This window comes from Flavobacterium psychroterrae (genome assembly GCF_018380615.1).
Taxonomy (GTDB): Bacteria; Bacteroidota; Bacteroidia; order Flavobacteriales; family Flavobacteriaceae; genus Flavobacterium; species Flavobacterium psychroterrae.
Genome location: NZ_JAGYVZ010000001.1, coordinates 217,574 through 240,592 on the forward strand (window position 1 = coordinate 217,574; position 23,019 = coordinate 240,592).

The 23,019-nt window shown below is 35.5% G+C and carries 11 protein-coding genes; all 11 read right to left on the reverse strand.

The window, feature by feature from the left end:
- Positions 1-85: 85 nt before the first annotated feature.
- Positions 86-1,477 carry a glycoside hydrolase family 140 protein gene (locus tag KHA90_RS00780; protein ID WP_213293810.1) on the reverse strand — a complete coding sequence of 464 codons (1,392 nt, stop codon included), beginning with the start codon at positions 1,475-1,477 and terminating at the stop codon, positions 86-88.
- 244 nt (positions 1,478-1,721) lie between these two features.
- The gene (locus KHA90_RS00785) at positions 1,722-4,877 is read right to left on the reverse strand and encodes a DUF6298 domain-containing protein (protein WP_244860217.1); all 3,156 of its coding nucleotides are present in this window, start codon (positions 4,875-4,877) and stop codon (positions 1,722-1,724) included.
- A gap of 365 nt (positions 4,878-5,242) precedes the next feature.
- A complete protein-coding gene (locus KHA90_RS00790; protein ID WP_213293812.1) occupies positions 5,243-6,943 on the reverse strand; it encodes a polysaccharide lyase in 1,701 nt (566 codons plus the stop codon).
- Between the two features lie 199 nt (positions 6,944-7,142).
- Positions 7,143-7,814 (reverse strand): DUF3826 domain-containing protein, encoded by a 672-nt coding sequence (locus tag KHA90_RS00795; protein ID WP_213293814.1) that lies wholly within the window; start codon positions 7,812-7,814, stop codon positions 7,143-7,145.
- A gap of 119 nt (positions 7,815-7,933) precedes the next feature.
- Positions 7,934-9,637 carry a polysaccharide lyase gene (locus KHA90_RS00800; RefSeq protein WP_213293816.1) on the reverse strand — a complete coding sequence of 568 codons (1,704 nt, stop codon included), beginning with the start codon at positions 9,635-9,637 and terminating at the stop codon, positions 7,934-7,936.
- Between the two features lie 105 nt (positions 9,638-9,742).
- A complete protein-coding gene (locus tag KHA90_RS00805) occupies positions 9,743-11,719 on the reverse strand; it encodes a RagB/SusD family nutrient uptake outer membrane protein (protein WP_213293818.1) in 1,977 nt (658 codons plus the stop codon).
- 19 nt (positions 11,720-11,738) lie between these two features.
- Positions 11,739-15,143, reverse strand: coding sequence for a SusC/RagA family TonB-linked outer membrane protein (locus tag KHA90_RS00810; protein WP_213293820.1), 3,405 nt, complete (start codon positions 15,141-15,143; stop codon positions 11,739-11,741).
- A 645-nt stretch (positions 15,144-15,788) separates the two neighbouring features.
- Positions 15,789-16,571 carry a rhamnogalacturonan acetylesterase gene (locus KHA90_RS00815; RefSeq protein WP_213293822.1) on the reverse strand — a complete coding sequence of 261 codons (783 nt, stop codon included), beginning with the start codon at positions 16,569-16,571 and terminating at the stop codon, positions 15,789-15,791.
- Positions 16,572-16,581: 10 nt separating this feature from the next.
- The gene (locus KHA90_RS00820) at positions 16,582-17,568 is read right to left on the reverse strand and encodes a pectinesterase family protein (RefSeq protein WP_213293826.1); all 987 of its coding nucleotides are present in this window, start codon (positions 17,566-17,568) and stop codon (positions 16,582-16,584) included.
- A 149-nt stretch (positions 17,569-17,717) separates the two neighbouring features.
- On the reverse strand, positions 17,718-19,736 hold the full coding sequence (locus KHA90_RS00825; RefSeq protein WP_213293829.1) for an aceric acid hydrolase: 2,019 nt from the start codon (positions 19,734-19,736) through the stop codon (positions 17,718-17,720).
- 834 nt (positions 19,737-20,570) lie between these two features.
- Complete coding sequence (locus KHA90_RS00830; RefSeq protein ID WP_213293831.1) at positions 20,571-23,018, reverse strand: T9SS C-terminal target domain-containing protein; 2,448 nt, start codon at positions 23,016-23,018, stop codon at positions 20,571-20,573.
- Between the last annotated feature and the right edge of the window lies 1 nt (position 23,019).

Sequence of the window (23,019 nt, forward strand, 5' to 3'; positions counted from 1 at the left end):
CATCCAGAGAGCAACGTACTATGTGGAGTTTCTAGTGTGATTTCTCCTCCGTCGAAATGACAAGATTGTCGTTATTCCGATTAAATTACTTACCTGACTTTAAAATCAAAACCCAGTCATTACCGTCTTCTTTTATACCCAAAGGCTGAAATTCTTTTGTTCCATTATTGTCAACGATTCCGATTTTCTTCTTTTGTCCGTTTCTTGGATTGTACCAGATTACCTGGACTTTTTCTCCTTCAATTTTCCCCATATTTACTTCGATTTTTCTTCCGTTGTAAGTATAAATCAAAGCGTAATTTTTTCCTCTTGTTGCTGCCAAATAATCATATCTCGATCCTTGGTTTGCGATTAAAGTTTCATCCGGAATTCCTTCTAAAAACGGAAATTCTAACATTAATTTCTTGATGAAAACCATTTGTTTTGCTCCTGGAGAATTTAGCGCCGATGTCCATAATTCTTTATTTCCGTAGGCTGGTTTATCGCCTTTTCTAAACATTTGCATTACGGCGTTGTGCCCGTATGTGTAACCTGCAGCGCCTGAAAACACTGACCAATATCCGTAACGGCGAACGTCATTTGCGGTCCATTTTGGTTGTAAAGTGTCGTGCAAACCATGCGGAATGGCTTCATACGATGGTTCTCCGTCAAGCGTTGGTTTTGTTGGTTTTAATTCGAAATCTCTAAGGGCAAATTTGTAATTGTCTTCTTTAAAATTCGTTTTCACTGAATCCTGATCGTACCTTCTGTGGCCTGACTGGAACATATTGAAATCTAACCAGCTTGCATTATGATAATTTTCGGAAGAATCGGTTCTGCCGAAAGGGTGAAATGTTACTAACTGATTTGGGTTATTGGTTTTTAATGTGCTTCCAATCGCATTCCAAATATCCATAAACTCGTTTCCGTGTGTATCGCCTCCGTTTAACCAAATTACGTTGCTTTTGTTTTTGTATCTGTCGGCTAAAAACTTAGCATATTCTGTAGCTTGCTCTTTGCTGACTTTATTTCCTTTTGAAACGTTTGTTCCCCAAACCGGAACCATTGCTAAATAGATTCCGTTTTTGCGAGCGACTTCTAAGGTATAATCGACATGATCCCAATAATCGTATTCTTGCGGATTTTTGAAATTATTTCCTGCTGTAATAAAAGGTTTAGAAACGTCTTCATTAATCAAAGCGGCTTTTCCATAAACATTAACGGCGTTTATATTGTGTAAAACCATTACCTGCACAACATTGAATCCTTTTTCTTTTCTGTCTTTAAAATATTTATCAACTCCTGCACGGTCTAATTTTCCAAATGTAAGCCAGCCGGTATCTCCTAACCAGAAGAATGGTTTTTCGTCTTCGGTTACAAAATAATGCTGATTTTTAGAAACTTTGATTTCCGGCAGATTTTTAGATTGAGAATATATAAATTGTGTTGCTAACAGCAAAAGGCTTATAGAAAGTAGATATTTTGGCTTAGTATTCATTTTATTATTTTTTATGTGTTTTGGGCCACGGGTTAAACTGGTTTTCGCTGGTTTTTATGTTTTTTACTTAGATTTTTGCCATGCACTTTTTGCCACAGGTTTCACTGATTTAATGGATTTTCTAAGCTTTGTCTTTAAATTTTTCTCGCAGATTTTGCAGATTGAGCAGATTTTTAATCTTTAATTAATAATTTTAATTGATCAAAAAATCTGTGTTAATCCTTTTAATCCGTACAATCTGTGGCTAATTTTTCTTCACTACAAATAGCACTTTTTCTTTAATTTCTGATTGTGGAATTACTACTGCTTTTCCTCCGCTTATATTTGTTTTTTTATCTAAAGTTCCTGTTGCGGCGTTTATTGTGTATACTTCGAAAGTTCCTTTTGCATTTGATAAATCAACAGAAATATCCTGATCAGTTTTCAAATAAAAAAGGTAACTTTTTCCTTTATTTTCTAATTTCCAGAGATTATCTGAAAACGTATTTCCGTCAACTAATTTCATTTCGCTTAAAGCAGAATAAAACTCAGGAAGTTCAATTTTTGGAATATTCGGTAATGAAGCTCCCGCCATCAAAGCCGCCCAGCCAAATCTTGAAGAACCATCTGTTGAATACAGAATTACTTTTTCAGGATATTTTTCGCGGTATTCACGAACGGCGCGATAGACCTGATTGTCGGTTTCTTTACCGGTTTTTAGTTTTCTGGCGTGTTGTCTTGGCGCTAAATTTTTGCCTCCTTCGGGCGCGTACACTGATCCGTCTTCTTTGTAATACCAATAACGAATATCGATTGCATCAACTGTTTTTGCTCTTTGTACATCATTCAAAATAGCATCCTGAACATCTTTTGTCGCACTTAAACCAATGATTGCTTTTTTACCTGTTTCGTCTTTCCATTTTTGGACTTCATCCAGCCAAAATTCCATAAAATGAAACGGACCAGTATATTCGGCACTTGTTAATTGAATTACGTTGCTGTTGTCCTGAAAATTTTCAAGAGATTTTCTGATGAAACCCTCGTGTAATTTTCTTCGAACCGGATTTGTAATATCGTAAAACTGTTCTGCCATAAATATACGTTTGTCTCCTGCATACGGCGGCGGTTCAGGGAAACCGGTGCTATTTATATTATTTACCGAACGCCACGGTGAACTTGACCAATGTGCTCCGGCCTCTATAATATTATGTTGAAAATATTGCTGATTGACTAATAATTGTCCTTTGGCTTCTGCCAAATCGGCAAAAAGTGCGAGACGATTCCAATACCAATCGTTGAATTTTGTTAAATCGTATTTGCTTAATTGATCCCAGGCCAAATCCTGTCCGCTTCGTGCAAATGGCTGTTCGTAAAATGGCGGCCAGACATCGGCATCAAAACGGCGAACGCGTTCGTGATCGTCCATTCTTCTTTCGTACCATAAACCGTAATTATGTTCTAAAGCGACCATATTATTGGTACTCAAATAATCTGAAACTTCGTTGATATTATCTGTAAATCCGGTTCCGGTTCTTCCTGGGACAAATCTTGTAACATCCGGTAATGATTTCGAAATATCGCTGTCTCTCAGGCTTCCGCGCCACCATGGAACGCTTAATCTGTTTCCAGCAATTACTTTATTGTCATAAATAAGCCAGCCGTTTTTTGTGGCTACTTTATTATTTGAATTTATTTTTTGATCTGAATTTATTTTTAAATCATTCGCGTTTTTTAAACCTGAATTGTTCGTGTCAATTGCATTTGCTTTTGAAACTTCGGCAATCCATTCCGGTAAGCTTTGTTTTGGCGCAACTGAATTTTTAGTTAATTCTTGTGCAACATCAATCGCAGGACTTGATGAAGGTTCTGAACCTAAATCATAAATAAACGGTTTCATAGGAAGCTGTTGTAAACGACTTTCTAACTGTGCATAAAATAAACTTCTTGGTGAAATATGATTGTTTACGTCTTTCCAATGACCATCGCCAGCCATGATTCCGCCCCAAACTCCAAAAGCCCAGTTTTGTGCCGTTGGCGGATTGTAACATTCTATTTTTGATGCCGAAGTTTCCCAAATAACGCTATTTGCAGCCGTCCATCCTGCACCTCTGCCGTTTTGTTCTCTGTTACTATAACTTAAAGCATGACCGTCTACATACGAAACATCAAATAATATTCCTGTTGCCCAACTGCCAATCGCTCCGCTATTATTGAAAGGCATAAAAGATTCACATTGAATAAACACATTTGGACCCGTTGTTCCAAATCCGCCAACCGCAAAATCGTGGTAACCGTATTCAGAATAACAACGTTGAAATAAAGTTTGCTGCCCTTCGGTATAAAAAGTATGTCTTCTAAATCCTCCAATTTCAGAAATGGGTTCGGTTGCGATACAATCTTCAACTGTAATTTGGTGTGCCGATTTTAATAACGAAACTGCTCCTCCTGCAAAATGCTTGAAATTAACTTGTTTCACCCAGGCATTTCTTGTGTTTTCTATGCTAATTCCTAGCCATCTATGTTCTTCGTCTTTTGGTTTTGACTGATCATAAGTTGATTTCATCAGAATATTTTCAATCCCGATTTGTTCGATTCGTCCTGACCATGAATAAGTCATTACTTTTGCAGTTCCGTAAACATCATCTAAAGTCATCGTTAATGGAGCGTTTAATGTTACTTCATTGCCATTAATTTTGGTTACAACTCTGTTCCAGGAAATATCCCAATCGTCTTTTTTCCAGCCAATCCAACCTGTTTCTGCTCCAAAATCATCCATTTTTAATTCCTTAATCCAGTTAAGAGTTAAAGGTTTTGTGATGATAATTTCATCTGATGGTTTTAATTTTGAGGTATTTTTTAATTGTATTTTTTGAGTTCCAAGTGGTGTATAAGTTGTACTGAATTCGAAAGTTTCACCGAGTTTTTTATCATTAATTCCTAAAACTCTGACTATGGCTTCTCGTTTTAATCCGGTTCCTAATAAAATTGTTCCGTTTTCATTATTTCCGCTTCCGCGTAAAACAATACCTGATTTTTTAAGATATAAAGTTCCATTGATTTTAAAAATTCCTTTGTCTAAAAGTACAGCTCCGCGAAAACCGGATTTATTTGGCTTTAGATTTCCCACATAATCAATAGCTGCCTGAATTCTTTGTGTAGCGTCTTCTTCTTGTTTTGGAACAAAAATTTTATTCTCCACATTCGGAATCGCTTTTTCAGAAGCCATATATCCTGCGTATGAAAAATCAGGAATTTTGTTTCCTGAATTATCTGCGGTAAAAGAAAGTTTTCCTTCTTTGGTTTTTATTATGTCTGGGAAATTTGTTTGTGCTGTGATGTTTTCACCAAAAGACAGAGCAAAACACATTAAAAGTAATGTATTTTTGAAAGAAGCAATATTTCGTAACTTATTAAAATTCAATTTAATGATGTTTTATAATTTTACATTTCCACAATCTTGTTATTTCGACGAAGGAGAAATCTCCGTTTGCTGAATCTTCTTCGTGGAGTTTCTTGCGAAGATTCTCCTCCGTCGAAATGACAAACTTTGGAGTATTCTTTATCGTTATTAAACCTGAAAGGTTTGCGTTGAGAATAGTATGAAGGGTTAGAGTTTATATTTTTTTCTACAATCTATTCTCTTTCCTCTTTCCTCTTTCCTCTTTCCTCTTTATTCTATCCTCTTTATTCTATTCTCTTTATTCTATTCTCTTTATTCTATTCTCTTTATTCTATTCTCTTTATTCTATTCTCTTTCCTCTATTCTCTTTCCTCTATTCTCTCTCTCTACTGCAACAATACTTTCGACAATGTATCTGTATTATTTTCTGGTTTTGTCCAGTCTGTTTTAGATTTAGGATCAATTCCGTTAAAATATTTTTCGATATTAGTGTAACCGTCACCATTTGCGTCTTTATTAGCATCTGAAGCATCATTTGGATCTAATCCAAATTTCTTTTCCCAGGCATCCGGAATTCCATCATTATCAGAATCTCTATAGGCTTTTCCTTTATAAACCGGATAACCTCCAACTTGGTCAGGATGTGTTATAATTCCTTTTTTATAAGAATCTGCAGGTAATCTTCTTTTAATAAATTCCTTCCCAATCGCATTTTCTAAACCGTCTTTTACTTCAATTTTTCCGGTGCGGACTTGTTTGATGATTCTTTCGTCGACAACGTCTCGTTTTGGTAAATTTGCTCCAACATTATTCAACACAAATTCGTATGCTTCTTCTGCAGGCATGATGGTAATCTTTGGCATTGAAAAAGGTTTTGTTTGTTTAATCAATTCTAAATATGATTTTGTCTCAGCTTCTGATTGATCTTCTAATTGCACTCCGCCGTTCCAGTTATCTGCTGTTACCTCTGGAGAACCTACGATATAATTACCAGACACATAAGCTCTTCCGTATGTTTTGGGTTTCATATATCCTGATTCAGGTTTTAGAATTCTGTAACGAATTGGCTGATCTGTTGGGGTAATTGGTCCCGGTTTAAAATAATTATTGATGATGTTGAACATCGAACGATAATCGCCCCCGTCAAGAGAACGATTCCACCAATTGAAAATCACATTGTTTACAAAATTAAAATCACCATACATTCCGACAGAAGCATTTCTTGAAATATTATCTGCCCACAAGTTACGCATAAAAGTCCTGTTTAATCCACCAATTGTACTTCCGAAAGCGTGATTATAAGTATCTAAACCTTCTGATGAAATGGTGTTTTGAATGGTAATATTGCAAGCCGGCAATTTTTCCAGTTTCGATTTGTCATTTGCCTGAAACTGATGTCTGTATAAGGATATATTTTCGTCTAATCCCCAACTTACTGAGCAGTGATCTACGATTATATTTCCAATTGGATTTCCGCCCAGGGCATCGTCTCTGCGGGTAACATCTGTAGCACCTCTGCGAAAACGCATATGTCTGATGATAACATCGTGTGTATCGATTTCCAGCGTTTCTCCTGCAATACAAATTCCGTCACCGGGAGCAGTTTGTCCTGCTATAGTCACGTAAGGTGCACGCATGCTGATTCTTTTCTTTAACTGAATGATTCCCGAAACGTTGAATACAATTGTTCTTGCTCCAACGGCTTCACAAGCTTCTCTGAAAGTTCCTTTTCCACTGTCTTCTAAACTGGTTACAACGAATATTTTTCCGCCTCTTCCACCCTGAGTGAAAGCTCCACCACCCTCAGCTCCGGGAAAAGCAGGAATATCTGCCCATACAAAATCTTTTGGATAAGAAGCCCACGGCAAATACGGTCGTCCTAATTTGGCTTCAGCCTGAATAGTGCTGTAATTATTATTCCAGATTTCAGCTAATCTTTTTTCTTCATCGGCCAAAATCGCATCGGCTTTTTCCTGAATCGGTTTGGGAATTTGCGGATATTGCGCATATGTTGAAGTGAAGAAAGAACAAAATGAAACGATCATCATTGTTCTTTTTAGAATTTTGTTTGAGGAAATATTTTGCATGAGAATTGGTATGTAAAGTTTTAGGATTTTCAGTTTTAGTCTCAGTTTTCAGTCTCAGTTTTCGGTCTCAGTCTCAGTCTCAGTTTTCAGTTTTCAGTCTCAGTCTCAGTCTCAGTCTCAGTCTCAGTCTCAGTCTCAGTCTCAGTTTTCAGTCTCAGTAGATACTGAAAACTGAAAACTGCGACTGAAAACTCTTTAACTATTTATTCCCTTTTTCCTTTTCTCGTTCTTCCACACGTTTGTGCCAATCGGTACTTTCTTTGTTTAAATCGTAACCCTCTTTCGACAAATAATTATTGATTCTTCCTTTGTATTTTCCAAACCAACCGTGTTTTTCTTTCGAAGATCCGCCGTCCATTGCGTGTTCTCTTGCTTCGACCAAAGCGTTGTAGATATAATCTTTTTGTGCCGAAGTTAAGTTTGGTAACATGTCGTTGTAACCTGCAACGGTAATTGGTAAAACACCATACGTCATTCCGTCTTTAACTTCTGTGATTTTATCTTCTGTTAATTGTTTTGCTAACTTTTTAAGATAGGCTTTGTGCAGTTTTTCGATTGACTGATCTGCGTTGGATTTTAGATTATCAATTTTTTCGTTTTGTTTTTCTTTCGCTAAAGCGGTATCTTCTTTTACTTTTTTGATTTCAGCGTCTCTTGGATCCTGAATAGCAGTTAAATCTCTAAATTGCTGTGCTATAATATCTGTAACTGCTTTTTCTTTTTCAGGATTTTTCAATTCTAGTTTCGCTACAATTTTAGCTGCGCGCTCATTGGTAACTTTGATATATTCCGGATCTAAATTTTGTTGTGCAATACTTGTAAAAAATACCAGTAACATCATCAAAACGCTTATATTTTTAATAGATTTCATTTTAATAAGGAATTATTAATTACGATGATTTTATATAATCTGCTAAATCTGTGAGCTAATTTTTTTCTCGCAGATTCAGAAGATTTTGCAGATTTTTTTTCTTGAAGATGTTTGAAAACCTACTCTAGCAAAGATTTAGTTAGCGTCTCGTTGTTATTTTTTAAATCTTTCCAGTCTATTTTTTGGTTCGGATCTGTACCGTTTAAATATTCTTCGATATTAGAATATCCGTCATTATCTGAATCTAATTTTGCATCTGAAGCATCATTTGGATTTAAGCCGTGTTTTTTCTCCCATTTGTCCGGCATACCATCTTTGTCTGTATCTAGATAAGGTTTTCCTTTGTATTCCGGGTATCCGCCCACTTGAGAAATATCTGTAATGATTCCTTTTTTATAAGAATCCATCGGTAAACGTCTGTGTTCGAATTGGTAGAATTCTTTTTTCTCTAATCCTTTTGCGTATTCAGGAACTCCTGTTTTTACGGTTCTTACGATTCTTTCGTCTACTTTATCCCTGATTGGTAAAGTTGCTCCAACATTTTTCAAGACAAATTCATACGCTTCATCAGCTTTCATAAATGGATGAAACCAAGGCATTGGGAAAGGTCTGTCTGATTTCATTTTAGCAAAAAAATCTTTGGCTTCGTCATACGCCATTAACTCGCCTTTTTTGTTTTCGATCTGAATTCCGCCATCCCAGTTGTCTTTTGTAACTTTTTCATTGTTGTTTACGATATTTCCGTTTACATACGCTCTGCCAAAAACCATATAAGATAATTTGCTTCGTCCAGATTCCGGTTTTAGGATTCTGTAACTAATTGGCTGTGTTAAGTCTGTAACCGGTCCCGGTTTGTAAAAGTTATTGATGATGTTGTAGTTTGCTGTATAATCACCTCCATCTGTTGATCTGTTGTACCAGTTGAAAACGACATTGTTTGCAAAATTGAAAATTCCGTTCCATCCAATTGAAGGGTTTCTTCCGGCATTATTTGCCCACATATTTCTAACAAAAGCGCAATTTTCTCCACCTAAAGTGCTTCCGAAAGCGTGATTGTATGTATCTAAAGCTTCACCAAATAAACTGTTTTGAATGGTAATGTTTACAGTTGGTTTTTTCTCGTCAGGATAACCTGCTCCGGGGCTGTACATATGTCTGTAAATGGACATGTTTTCGTCTAGTCCCCATGTTGCAGAAACGTGGTCGATCATGATATTTCCAACAGGATTTCCTCCAATGGCATCATCACGACGGCCTACGAAAGTTTCTCCTCTGCGGAAACGCATATGTCTGATAATTACATCATGTGTATCGATCCAAACAGATTCTCCGGCAATACAAATTCCGTCTCCGGGTGCAGTTTGTCCCGCAATTGTAATGTAAGGTGCTCTTATAATTAGCGGACTTTTGATTTTGATAATTCCGGCAACATTGAATACAATGATTCTTGCTCCACCTTTTTCGCAGGCTTCACGCAAAGTCCCCGGTCCTCTGTCTTCCAGACTTGTAACGGTGTAAACATTCCCGCCACGACCTCCATAAGTAAACATTCCTCCTCCTTCTGCTCCAGGAAAAGCAGGAATTTCTGCTTGTGGTAAATCATTTGGTCTTGATGCCCATGGAATATAAGGTTTGCCTTGTCTGGCTTCTTCTTCGACAATTATAAGTGCTTTTCCCCAGGCTTCGTCAGAAAGTTTTGACGCTTCGTCTTTTATTGCCTTTTCCTGTTCCTGAACTTCTTTACTTAGTTTCGGATATTGGGCAAAACATTGGAAACTTCCCAAAAACAATAGGAAAAGAGTTGATAAAGTGAAATTTTTCATACTAATTTTTAATTTTGGTAATTCTTTTTAAACAAATCACCTGTATTTTAGCAATACAGGTGATCGTTTTTATGTGTTTTGAATAATCATTTTAAGGGTAAAAATTTATTCTTGATAATTAAATGTTCCAGCTCCACCAAAATTATCATTCCAGCCTATGGTTTGCAATAACCAAGGATTTGAAGTTAAAGCTGTGTTGTTAAGACCATTAATATAATAGTTGGGATTAAACTTAATATTAACAGCAACTCCATTAAAATTATCCATAGGCGTAATTAAGGGTGTGCGAATAAAGTTTGCAGTATAAAATGCTGCCAAAGTTGTTAACTGTGTTCCGAAATTTGCAGCATCTGGATCTGCCACCACATTTGCACGAGCAGCAGCTAAAGGATCTGTTGTTGAAGATGTGGTTGCAACTCTATACTGTAAAAAGTTACCAGTACGTTTTGTTCCGTTAATTGGAGTTAAACCTAATTTACTTACAGTACCTCCTATCACTCCAGGTAGCACTTCATTATCATATAACATCCATCTTTGAACATCCCAAAAGCGTTTTCCTTCGTAAGCTAATTCTACCCTTCTTTCATATAAAACCGCTTCAATAGCCTGATATTTATCTGTCAATGTACCTATACCGTAATTGTTTGCAGAAGGAATACCTACGCGGTTTCTAATTCTTCCTAAATAAGCTACGGTATTCCCTGTTTGTCCTAAAGCTGCGTAACATTCGGCAATATTTAATAATAATTCAGCATAACGATATTCAAAAATATCAGTTCCGGAATATTGAAAGTTTGTTTCTTTACTAGCTGCAATATTTGTCATTTTTCTAACAAAAGCCGGACTTGAGATTGCAGTGTTTCCATCTGAAAAACCAGCTTTATTAGCACTATCTATCCAACGGTAGGCCCAAAGAACTGAATTAGGGGTTTCCTTTGATCCCCATTTAGCACCAGAGAAAGCAAATGTTCTATAGAATCTTGGATCTCTGTTAAGGAAGAAAGTAAAATCGTTGTAACCGTTTGCAACAGTTGGTCTTTTACCATCTGCCATTGGAAACAAATCAATCATTTCTTTAGGAGCGGCTACTCCTCCTCCTGTTCCTCCTAAACTTAATAAACGAATTCCTTTTTCCCATGAATTATTAATGGCTTGAGAAGTAATACCTATTCCACAAAGTTGTACCGTGATTGCTTCTGAGCAAAATGCATTGTCAATCAAAAACATGTTTTCCCATTGTTTTGCAGTACTTCCGTATAGTCCATAGCCGTCAGCAGACAATTGAGCTTCTGCTTCCAATCCTGCTTTTAAAGCCGCTTCCCATCGTTCATTTGAACTGTCCCAATTTTTATTGAATATAGGACTAGCAAATGTTAAAAGCACTCTAGATTTTTGTGCCATAGCTGCTCCTTTTGTAAAACGTCCGTAAGCACCAGATCCCCAGTTTCCCGGTAATAAACTTGCCGCCATGTCTAAATCATTTACGATTTGCGCGACAACTTCAGACGGTTTGGCTCTCGGAAGTTGAATTGATGGGTCATCAGCAGCAGCTGCCTGAACAGTTGTAACGATTGGTACACCACCATATACGCGCAATAGATCAAAATACTGCATCGCACGCATATAGTACATCTGCCCTTTTGCCTGATCGCGAAATGTTTTATCCAGGTTAGCACCTTTTACATCTACTTCTTCTAAAAAAGCATTACATTCTCTAATTCTGTTATAAGGATGATTACTAATACTTGTAGCCAATTTTGCTCCATAATACCCACTGGCATCAGCAGAATTTATAAACGTTTTATTTGGATTGATAAAATCTTGTGTACCTCCTAATTCCTCTGTAAATCTTGAATTGATATCTGTATAAGAACCAATAACAGTAGAAATTGGTGATTTATAAGCATTGTAAAAATCATAATATTGATTATCTACATAGGCCTGGGCGCGTTCCTGAGTCTGGTAGAACGTATCATCATAAAAGCCATAACCTTTCTTATCTTTTAGAAAATCATCACTGCAAGAAACTGCACTTGCAGCAAGTAATATTGATAGCGCTATATATTTAAATGGTGTTTTCATAGTTCCTTTTTAATTTTGATTAGAATGATACGTTAAAATTAAGCGACCAAGTTCTAAGTGTAGGATAATTTACAGAAGAATTATCATACATATTTCTATAATGATCTGGATAAGGATTGTATAAATCCCAAAGGTTATTACCTGTTATACCCAGTGTAATAGCAGCGATTTTCGTGTCTGCGAAAACTTTCTTAGGTATGTCATAATTAAGACTTAAGTTTCTAACAAAACAACGGAAAGTATTCAGCTGCCAGAAATCTGATGGACTAGACATATACGTCCATTGTGCTACATTTGGATACTTCCCATTTGGATTATCCTCAGCATACATATCACTCCAGAAACTCTCACGAGACCACATATTGTGTGCAGAGGAAGTACCTTGATTTACTAAATCTACAAAATTAGCTCCACCCCAAGAAGTTGCTATTTGAGTTCTCAAAGAAAATCCGTCAAATTTAAAACCTAAGTTTGTTGTAAAACCATAAGTTCTAGTACTATTGGCTAATTTTACGTAATCATTCTCTTTCATGATTTGACCATCTGCCTGTGCTACAGATCCATCAGGATTAAGTTGTCCGGCAACATCCTGATAAGCCAAAGATCCTTTTCTTATTCCAGAAGCAGAATTGATATCTAAGTATCTTGGTACACCTCCTGCTGCCGTTGCACGCTCAGTTAAATAAGCCCAATAATTGGTAATATCTTCATCTGTACGTAAAATACCGTCTCCTGTTGATGTTCCTTTCCAAACTGCAAATCCCCACACTGGATTAAATGATGAGTACCCCACTCGTAAATTATTACTAGATGGAAGAGCATTTCCCTGATCAGGATATTTTTTGATTTCATTATTATTATAACTAAAGTTGATTCCAACATTATAGCTAATATTACTTTTTATCTTGTCACTCCAAGTAATGCTAACTTCTGATCCCCATGCATCAATTCGACCATAGTTTTGTTCAGCATACGCTCCTCCTACAGAAATTGGAACACCAACAGCACTACTCATATCTGTCAGCATATCTTTATTTTTGTCATAATAAAAATCATAAGTTAAACTTAATCTGTTTTTTAATAAATTAATATCAACTCCTACGTTATTTTTTATAGTAGTATCCCATGTTACATCTCTATTTGGATTTACTTTAGGAGTCAAACCATTTCCACTAAATCCACCTCCACCAGTAGCTGTACCAGGTCCGAACTGAAAACCTTTATCTACGATAAGATCATAATACTGCTCCCATCTCCAAGGTTGAATATTATCTTTACCTGTTTTACCAATTGAGTAGCGTACTTTCAAGAAATCAACCCATGGCACACTTTTTTCAAACCAGTTTTCTTTAGATATTACCCAACCCAATTGAACAGATGGGAAAGTTCCCCAATAATTTTCTGGTGCAAATTTTGTTGAAGCATCACTGCGGAGAATAAACTGGAACAAATATTTTTGCTTGTAGCTGTAATTGAAACGTCCAAAATAAGATAATGTTCCTCCTTCTACTTTTGTGGCCTGACTATTAGAAGTGCTTAATGTTCCGGCTGTACGATAATCTCCTAAGTAATCTTTGCCTGTATTTTCATAAGCCAAGCGTGTAAATGTACTATATACTTCTGAGGCTTCACCACCTACCATTGCTCCAATTTGGTGATCTCCAAAAGTTCTGTCGTAGTTAATCAGGAAATCACCCTGAGTACTTTTGCTATCTGTATTATTATAATAAACTCTTGAATTTCTTGCATTCGTTTCTATAATATAACTTCCTATAGGATTAGTTGTAGCATTATAAATACTAGGATTAGCTGAACTAGCCAAATGTCTATCCATAAGTTGATAGTCTCTAATTCTAGCTAAATCATATGGCAATTGAATTTGTTCTGTATAAGCTGAGCTTTGATTTCTTGAATATGTTACCTTGAAAGATAATCCTTTTACTGCAGCTACCTTATAATTTAGCGAAGCATTTACATTGAACGAATTATCGTCAGTAACTTGATGCGAGCCATTTTCTAAGTTTGCAAAATAATTCCAACCAGCAATTGTAGTATTTGCATTTGCACTCCCAAAGTTCTTATTTGAATTAGGAAACGGAGACACATAGTATTGTTTCCCATCTAAAGTAGTTTCCCACGGCACATGTTGCGGCATATGTAGCAAAAATCCATAATCTGCTTGTTCTCCACCAGCAGCAGAACCATAGCTACCGTCACTAATATTTGATGATGCTTTGGTAAATGATTTATCAACTACTCCAACATTTCCAGAAATAGAAGCAGAGAAATCTAAATTCTTTGCAATTTTAGCATTAATTCCGGTACGAAAATTCCATTTATCGTATTTTTGGTTTCCTAAATTAGCATCCTGTGTTAGATAAGTTGCACCTGCAAAATACGTAATATCCTCATTACCTCCACTCACATTAAAAGAGTGTTTTTGTTGAATCGCTGGTTTCCACGCTTCTTCTAACCAGTTATAATTTAAGCTTTTCATTTGCTCCAATTCTGAAGCTGAATATAGAGTAGCGGGATCAATTACAGCTGGCGGAGTTACTCTTGAATTAAAAAATCTATTACTGAAAACCCCAAACTCATAAGCATTCAAAACTTTGCTATGGCTAACCGCATCATTTATAGCAAGCTGACTATTATAAGAGAATTTTGCTTTACCAGCTTTACCACGTTTTGTTTTTACCACAATTGCCCCTTGTGAAGCACGAGAACCATAAATTGCAGCAGAACCATCTTTTAAAACCGTAATACTCTCAATCTCTGAAGGATCTAATCTATTAAATTGTTCTAATGTAGGTTTACCATTCGAAGGATCAACCTGAATCATATCGTCAATGATTATCAAAGGAATATTAAAACCTCCATCTTTAGATAAACTAAATGTCTGACGAATCTGAACAGTTCCTGATTCACCCGGACGACCAGATCCACTAGTAACATTAACACCGGGAACTAATCCTTTTAGGGCATCAGATAAATTTGTTACTGGCAAGTCCATTAAATCATCTGCCTTGATAGTAGCAATAGCTCCGGTAAGTTCCTTTCTCTTTTGAGTACCATAACCTACAACAACAATATTATCCAGTTGATTTGAATCTTCGGCTAATTTTGTACTCACAACAGTACGTCCGTTTAATGGTACTTCTGATTTTTTCATTCCAATGAAAGAAAAAACAAGAGTGGCTCCACTCTTAACTTTAATGGTATATTGACCATTAAAATCTGTCGTGACTGTATTTTTTGTAGATTTCTCAGTTACGTTAACTCCTGGTAATTGTCCTCCTAAATTGTCAGTAACAGTTCCTGTTACAGTTACAGTAGTGTAAGTGACTGTGTTCTGAGCATAACTCATAACAGTCATTAATGTAAACAAAAGAAAACTACATCTTTTTATAAGTGCTTGTTTCATAAATGTTTTTTTGGTTAGGTTAGTAATTTAAGTGTTAGTCATGTTTTCATGTGATTTATTAATAAACAAAATTTAATGTAATCTTAAATTATTTATTAAATGTTAAATACACATTTATTAATCTTGATCCAAAAATATAACGATTGCGTATTACAACCGTCCTGTGCTATCCTGCTTCAATAGTATTATGCTAAAAAATTACACTTAAAAAAACAATATTAATAAAAATATGAAAGAAAAAATATATGTATCAGAAAAAATGAAGAATAAGATTGAGTATAATCTAATATAAAAACTACTTTTTTTTGAAAAAGAGATAAAAAATAAGTAAAAACAATTTTATACTGTTTTATTCGTAAATTTTTGAAGTTGTGTATTGATACATAATCATTTAAACTTAATATACCAAGTTTAAATGATTTGCTTTATGATGTAAAAACCACACTTATTAATTAATAAAATACGTACAACATATCTTAAAAGTAAAGATAAAAGCTTACGATCTATCTAAAAAAAAATATTTTTTTTTTAAACGTAAATTCTGACCAAATGTTTTTTTTCCTAAACCATCAAACTAGATTCTTGTATTTTGTTTAATGGTAAAAAGTTTTTTTAATTATTTAAAAGAATTAATAAGCTAAGAAACTACAATTTTTTCATGGCATTAAAAACCAACTTTGCGACTTCAGTTCCTCCGGCGGTTTGAAAATGTGTATTATCTTTTTGTCCATCAGGATAAGCATCAAATTTGCCGGCTTCAAAATTCATAAAGTAATTTGTAGTAACAAAATCCTGCCCTTTTGACGAAAAGAATTCCATAGACAATTCATTTAAATCTATCAGCTTAACCTTTAATTCTTTCGCTACATCCTTAACCGCTTGCGGATATTCGCCATGAACGTTTGATAATTTCCCGTCTTTCCAAGGATAATTTCTCGCAACCGGAGTCATCAATATTGGTATTGCACCTTTTTCTTTGGTTTGATTGATAAAAAGACGTAAAAACTCCTTGTAACCTTCAATGTTTACATAGCGTTCCGTTTTTTCTACCGATGCATCGTTATGTCCAAATTGCATCATTACGATATCACCTTTTTGAAGCGAATTGTAAACCGAAGCCCAACGTCCTTCCTGAAAAAAAGTTCGGGTACTTCTTCCGCCTTTTGCCCTGTCATCGATTTTAACTTCAGTGGCATTTCCTAAAATAGCTGCGACCTGTTTCAAGCTGTCCTTCTTAAAAAAAGAAGGAAACATTTGTCCCCAACCCACTTGTGGAAACTTTTTAGTTTGATAATTTTCTTCTAAAGAATAATCTGCAACTGTCGAATCACCTATTAAATAAATTGTAGTCACTTTTGATTTAAAACTAAAAGCACTCAAAACCAATATTGAAACTAAACCGATTGAGAAAAATTTAAATTTATTCATAGTTTTCATTTTATTTATTTGGATTCCAACCGTTAAGTACCAACTCTATTTTATATTTTTTAAGGTCTTCTTTTTTTAATTGATGTGACCAGGAAACTCTTTGAGATATATTTTTTGCGCCTGCGCCTTTGCTTCCGCATTCTGCATAATAAGCCGTTTTGTCCTTATCAGGAAATCTGGTATCAATCCAAGCGTTCCAACCTTCCGGTATAATATGCGAACCCATTTCGGTATTGATAAAAACGGTTTTAGCGTAAGGTCGCCAAGGCCTGCCAAGAAAAACTTTATCAACCGTCTTGTCTTTTGCAGTCAATTTACAATCTACAAAAACAAAACCATATTTATCTGCTTGCACCGTAGAAGCGGCAGTAATATAGGAATTGGTTAAACTTTCAATTGTACATTTATAGAAATAAGCGATCGACGAGCCAAAAATAAAATCAGTTGTACCGTTGATAAAACAGTTTTCAAAATAAGCCCTCACACTATCTTTTGATAAATAAAGAGTATCCTGATTCCCCAAAATAGCACATTTTTTAACGATAACACGATCAGCCTTAATATTCAAAGCCACAGCCTGCCCTACTCGTCCGGCAGTATTTTGCACGGTAAGATTTTCCAGCGTACAATTATCTCCTTCAATTAAAAATGAATACGAAGTAGACGTTCCAAAAGCTGTTTTGCCAGCCGGATCAACTTCTCTTAACGGTTTCCCCGAATAATCATCATAAGAAATTATGGTTTTATCTCTGTCAATTCCCTTTAAAGTAATATTGATTTTTGATGAAGGAATTACTAACTTTTCGATATAAATTCCAGGTTTAATGATAATTATAACGCGTTTTTCGGCATTATCTTTTACATTGTTTATTGCTTCCTGAATTGTTTTAAAATTACCGGAACCGTCTTGCGCAACCGTTAATTCAAACTTATTATCAATAGTTTGCGCCGACAAAAATGTAGTTGCCAGTAAAAATAAACTTAAAATATACTTCATTATTTTGATTTTAATTGTTCCTGATATCTTTGTCATCTTGACGGAGGAAAGATCACACTAGAAACTCCGCAATCTTAATCCCCAAACTTTGTCGACATTCTTGTTTAATTTCTCATTCTTAAAAATGACAAACTAAACTTTTTTAATATTTAATGCGATATCCAAACTGTCATTTCGCCTTTGCCTTTATTTCCCCATGCAAAATACGGAATTAGTTTTACGCTATATTCTTTTGTCTTTTTATCAGATAAAGGTTTGTACAACTTTTTATTCCATGACGTATCATCATTAATAAATGAAGTTGCGTTTATGCTCAATAATTTCCTTTTATCCAATTCAATAAAATCTGTCGTGAATTTAGAATTTACATCCAAAATCACATCGTTTACGCTTGTATTTGCAGGAAGTTCGTTTGATTCTAAGCAATACACAATTGGACCTCTTTTTACGGCAACCTGATTTTTAACTTCTTCCACTAACGGATTGGCTTCCATTAATTCGATTTTCATCGGAATTTCTAATTCGATAACATCACCTTTTTTCCATTTTTGAGCTATTTTAAAATAAGAAGAAGTTTCAGTTTTTTCTGTTAATTTTTTACCGTTAACCGAAACTGTTGCATTTTCACTCCATCCCGGAATTCTCAAAAAGAAAACCTGATCTTGTTTTGGGGCTTTTACAATTTTTAAAACAATTTTTCCGTCCCACGGATAATTGGTTTGCTGTTCCACTTCAAGAACTTCTCCGCTTAATGTTTTAGTTTTCAAAGTATTGCTTCCGTACAAGTTCACATATAAACCTTCTTTTGAAAGATTGTATGCATAATTTCCAACTTCTGCAACAGTTCTGGTAACATTTGGCGCACAGCAATTTGATAATTTTATATAACCTTCTCGCTCATTTCCCCATCTTTGCTGAAAAGGCAAATCATAAGAAACATTTAGCGGATTGTTATAACAGAATTTATCTCCATCTAAATTAACGCCCGATAAAACGCTATTGTACAAAGCCAATTCTACAATATCAGCATATTTTGCATCGCCAGTAATTTGAAGCATTCTCCAATTCCATAAGACGTTTCCAATATTGGCGCAGGTTTCGGTATGAGCCGTAGCATTTGGCAATTGAAAAGGTCGTCCGTAAGCCTGATGAATTTTCTGAACTACAATTGGATCGTAAGAAGTTCCGTCTGGCGAAACTCCGTCATACAAAGCACCGCAAGCTCCTGTAATGTACATTTTTCGATATGTTACATCATTCCAAATCGACTCCAGATTATCCAGTAATTTCTTTTCTCCCGTTTCTGCGTATAAATCTGCAACGCCTGCGTATAAATAATTGGCTCTTACGGCGTGACCCATTGCCGTAGTCTGTTGCCTAAACGGAATTCTGTCCTGATTATCATCTGTTCCGTCGTTTGTGGTTCCTCTAATATCTATTAAATTATTGGCTAGTTCTAAGTATTTCGGATTTTTCGTTGTACGATACATTTCGACAATTCCCATATAATGAGAAGGACAAATGGCATTTCGAGCCAATTCCGGCGACGCTTTTTTGTAGAAATCATACAAATAATCGGCAACGCCTTTTGCAATATCCAGGAAATTAGTTTTTCCGGTGGCGCGATAATGTACGCAGGCAGCGGTCATTAAATGTCCCATATTGTATTTCTCGAAACCAAGTTGTTTTTTCACTTCCTCAGGCCCGAGAGTTCCCCAACGTTCATCGATTAAAACAGGAGTATGAATATAACCGTCTTTGCGTTGTACTTTTGCGAAAAGTGCAATTGCCTCGTCCATTTGGGCATCGAGTTTTTTGTCTTTTGTTACGGCATAAGTCGCTGCCATTCCTTCAAAAATTTTGTAAAAATCGCCATCGTGGAAAGAAGGCCCGCTGAATTTTCCTTTCATTAAACCTGCCGCAATTTCGAAGTTTTTATAAGCATGAGAAATCGAATCATTATGATACAGATCCCACATATACGGTAATGTGTTTTTGGTTTCTACATCAAATTGTTCTTTCCAGAAACCGTTTGTCCATTTTACATCTTCAAGACCTACACTTTGCAATTTAGAATACGGACTGTTTGAATTTGCTACTAAACCTTTATTTTGAGCAAAAAATGAGGCTGAAATTAAAAACGTTAATATGGTGATGTTCTTTTTCATTTTTGAGGTTTTTTTGTTGTGAATTTGAACGCTGATGACACTGATTGCTAAAGCAAAACGCGGATTTAAAACGGATTTTTTTATCTCACAATCCGACAAATCTGCGAGAGTATTTTTTCACGCAGGTTTGGCAGATTGAGCAGATTTTTTTTGCCACGAATTGCACAAATTTTCACGAATTAATTTTCTCTTTTAATTTCAAAAAATTGGTGCTAATTCGTGAAATTAGTGGCGAAATTTTTTACTTAATAATTAATATTATAATAAAATCTGTGTCAATCTGTTTAATCCGTATAATCTGCGGGCAATTTTTTTTTTCACGCAGATCTAAACAGATTCAAGCAGATTAATTTTGATTTTCTTTTTTTTAATAAAAATCTGTGTCAATCTTTTTAATCCGTATAATCTGTGGGCAATTTTTTCTCGCAGATTTGGCAGATTGAGCAGATTTTTTTTTACCACAAATTGCACAAATTTTCACAAATTAATTTTCTTTTAATTTCAAAAAATTAGTACTAATTAATGAAATTAGTGGCGAAATTTTTTACTTGACAAACAATTATATCTTTTAATAAAATCTGTGTCAATCAGTTTAATCCGTATAATCTGTGGGCAATTTTTTTTCACGCAGATCTAAACAGATTCAAGCAGATTTATTTTGATTTTCTTTTTTTTAATAAAAATCTGTGTCAATCTTTTTAATCCGTATAATCTGTGGGCAATTTTTTTTTCACGCAGATCTAAACAGCTTTAAGCAGATTTATTTTGATTTTCTTTTTTTTAATAAAAATTTGTGTCAATCAGTTTAATCCGTATAATCTGTGGGCAATTTTTTTATTTCACAAAGAAATTTATCGTACGGTTCATTGAATCTCCATCAGCATCTTTTACTGTTAGTACAAATGATGCAAATCCCGGTTCGATTGCTGTAAACTGAATGTCTTTTCCTTTTAAAACCACTTTTCCATTTTTAAGATCAGAGAAAGTATAAACAGGTTTATTCTCATATCCTTTGAAATAATCAGCTGCCGAAAGTGCTGCCTTTTCTCCCAAATTAATAAAGAAATGCGGTTGCGCCATCCATTCTAAATATTCGTCAAGTTGCGTAAAACCATCCTTATCAGCATCTAAACTCGCATCAGAGAAATCTCCTGCTTTAGAATTTTCGTTTAAACCAAAAGCTTTTTCCCACCAGTTTGGCAATCCGTCATGATCGGTATCAAAATCTGCGGGACGAGTTTCTGTGGCAAAATTCGGCCATCCGCCGGCATCTTGTTCGTTATCGATCATTCCGCCCAAACCACTTTTACTTCCTTTATAGGTAAACGTTCCTTTTAGGGTTTCATCCACAATTCGATTATCGTGTTTATCAAAGAAAGGCTGATTGGCACCAACATCCGAAAGTACATTTTTATAAGCTGCTTTCGCCGATTGCGTTTCAACAAATGATTCGAAAAATGGTTTATCAACAAAAGTTTCATATTCAACTATTTCTTTACCTGATATTGTCATCTTTCTGCCTTTTTCCTGAGATTTTTCATCAAAATATCCAGGCATTACATTTCCGTTAAAATAATAACGCTGCATTCCTTTTCCAACTCCTTCGTGTTGTGCATTTAGGGCAACAAAAATATTTGTCGAAGCTCCCGGTTTGTAAAAGTTATTGACAAAATTTACTTCATTTGCACCACCGTCAGTTGTGCGATGTCCCCAATTGTAAACCACGTTATTGGTGATATCAACTCTGCCGGAATAAAAACCGTCTCCGTTTAAACCACCGCCAATACTCCAGTTTCGACCATAATTGTGCGCCAATAAATTGTGATGAAAACTACCAATATCACCGCCAATTGTTGCCGCATATCCGTGCATTTTACCAACTTCGTATTTATCATGTCCCGCCACATTTAAGGCTTCAGAAATTAAAGTTCTTTGTAGCGTAATATGATGCGCTCCACGAGAACTAAACGATTCGTCGATCGTCCAGCTAATCGAGCAGTGATCAATAATACTATAATTTGCGCCCGTTAATCCCATTCCGTCAAAAGTAGTTCCACCGCCAATTCTCACTTTTAAAAACCGAACAATACCGTCATTTCCTGTAAGTCCAATTGGTGCTCTGCTAAGGGTAATTCCTTCGCCCGGAGCAGTTTGTCCGGCAATCGTAATATAAGGCTGATTGACAACCAATCTCGAAGCCAGTTTAATATTTCCAGATACATTAAAAACAATTGTTCTTGGTCCAATTTGCTGATTTACAGCATCACGCAAACTTCCCGGACCATCTTCATTTAAATTTGTTACCTCAATAACTTTTCCGCCGCGTCCGCCTACTGCAAAACCACCGTAACCTTCAGCTCCCGGAAAAGCCAATTGCGCAGGTTTAAACGACCATACATTTCCTAAAGTTACATCGCCTTTTGCATCAACTTCATCAATTCGCCAATAATAGGTTGAACCGCTATATAAGTTAGAAAGGGGAAATGATCTTTCTGTCAATTTCCCTTTAAATTCTTTTGATGATTCAGTTGCATTTCCTACTCCAGCGGCATCTTCTCCAAAATACAATTTATGCGTTACAGCATTTTTTGAAGCATCCCATTTTAAAACTGAATTTTTATCTGTAACAAAATGTTCATCACCATTTTTAGGTTCCGGCGAACGCGCCTGATTCGTTAAATTTGTTGTATCAATTTCGAAACCGTTAATTACAATTTGTTTTACAATATCCGGATTTGTTGTTGGGTCAATTTCAAAACGAATGATAACATCTTTAGCTTTTACGGCATTAAAAGTCAGGTAAACCATTGCTGCATCAATTTTAGCATTCGCTCTTTGAGTAGCATTTACGGTTTCTTGCAGTTTTCCGTTGATATAAATTTTTATGGGAGAAAATGTTTTTCCTGTAATAACATCAAAAGCATTGTGGAACGTTAAAAGCGTATGTTTTCCTGCTTTCAATCCGCTGATTTTTAGTTCTAAATTTTCAGCCGTAACCAATCCATCACTTCCTAATCTGTTATAAAAAGGCGCATTCATTCCTACTTTATACCATTTTGAAGTAAAGTTTCCTTTTAATTTAAAAGTGACATTATTGAAGGTTTTCCCGGCTTCTTTTGCGTCGTTGATTACCCACGAATCATAATTAGGATCGTGAACTTCTTCTAATCTTCTTTGAAAAAAATCAAAATCGACTTTTACGATTTGTTTTTCAGATTGTGCTTGTCCGTTTGCAGCAAAAAGTAATGCCAAAGCAAAAGAACTAAATAATTTTTTGGTCATG

Bases quoted from the DNA above. Each gene is read 5' to 3' on its own strand.
- KHA90_RS00780 (WP_213293810.1), bottom strand. From the start codon at position 1,477: ATGAATACTAAGCCAAAATATCTACTTTCTATAAGCCTTTTGCTGTTA.
- KHA90_RS00790 (WP_213293812.1), bottom strand. From the start codon at position 6,943: ATGCAAAATATTTCCTCAAACAAAATTCTAAAAAGAACAATGATGATC.
- KHA90_RS00795 (WP_213293814.1), bottom strand. From the start codon at position 7,814: ATGAAATCTATTAAAAATATAAGCGTTTTGATGATGTTACTGGTATTT.
- KHA90_RS00800 (WP_213293816.1), bottom strand. From the start codon at position 9,637: ATGAAAAATTTCACTTTATCAACTCTTTTCCTATTGTTTTTGGGAAGT.
- KHA90_RS00805 (WP_213293818.1), bottom strand. From the start codon at position 11,719: ATGAAAACACCATTTAAATATATAGCGCTATCAATATTACTTGCTGCA.
- KHA90_RS00810 (WP_213293820.1), bottom strand. From the start codon at position 15,143: ATGAAACAAGCACTTATAAAAAGATGTAGTTTTCTTTTGTTTACATTA.
- KHA90_RS00815 (WP_213293822.1), bottom strand. From the start codon at position 16,571: ATGAATAAATTTAAATTTTTCTCAATCGGTTTAGTTTCAATATTGGTT.
- KHA90_RS00820 (WP_213293826.1), bottom strand. From the start codon at position 17,568: ATGAAGTATATTTTAAGTTTATTTTTACTGGCAACTACATTTTTGTCG.
- KHA90_RS00825 (WP_213293829.1), bottom strand. From the start codon at position 19,736: ATGAAAAAGAACATCACCATATTAACGTTTTTAATTTCAGCCTCATTT.
- KHA90_RS00830 (WP_213293831.1), bottom strand. From the start codon at position 23,018: ATGACCAAAAAATTATTTAGTTCTTTTGCTTTGGCATTACTTTTTGCT.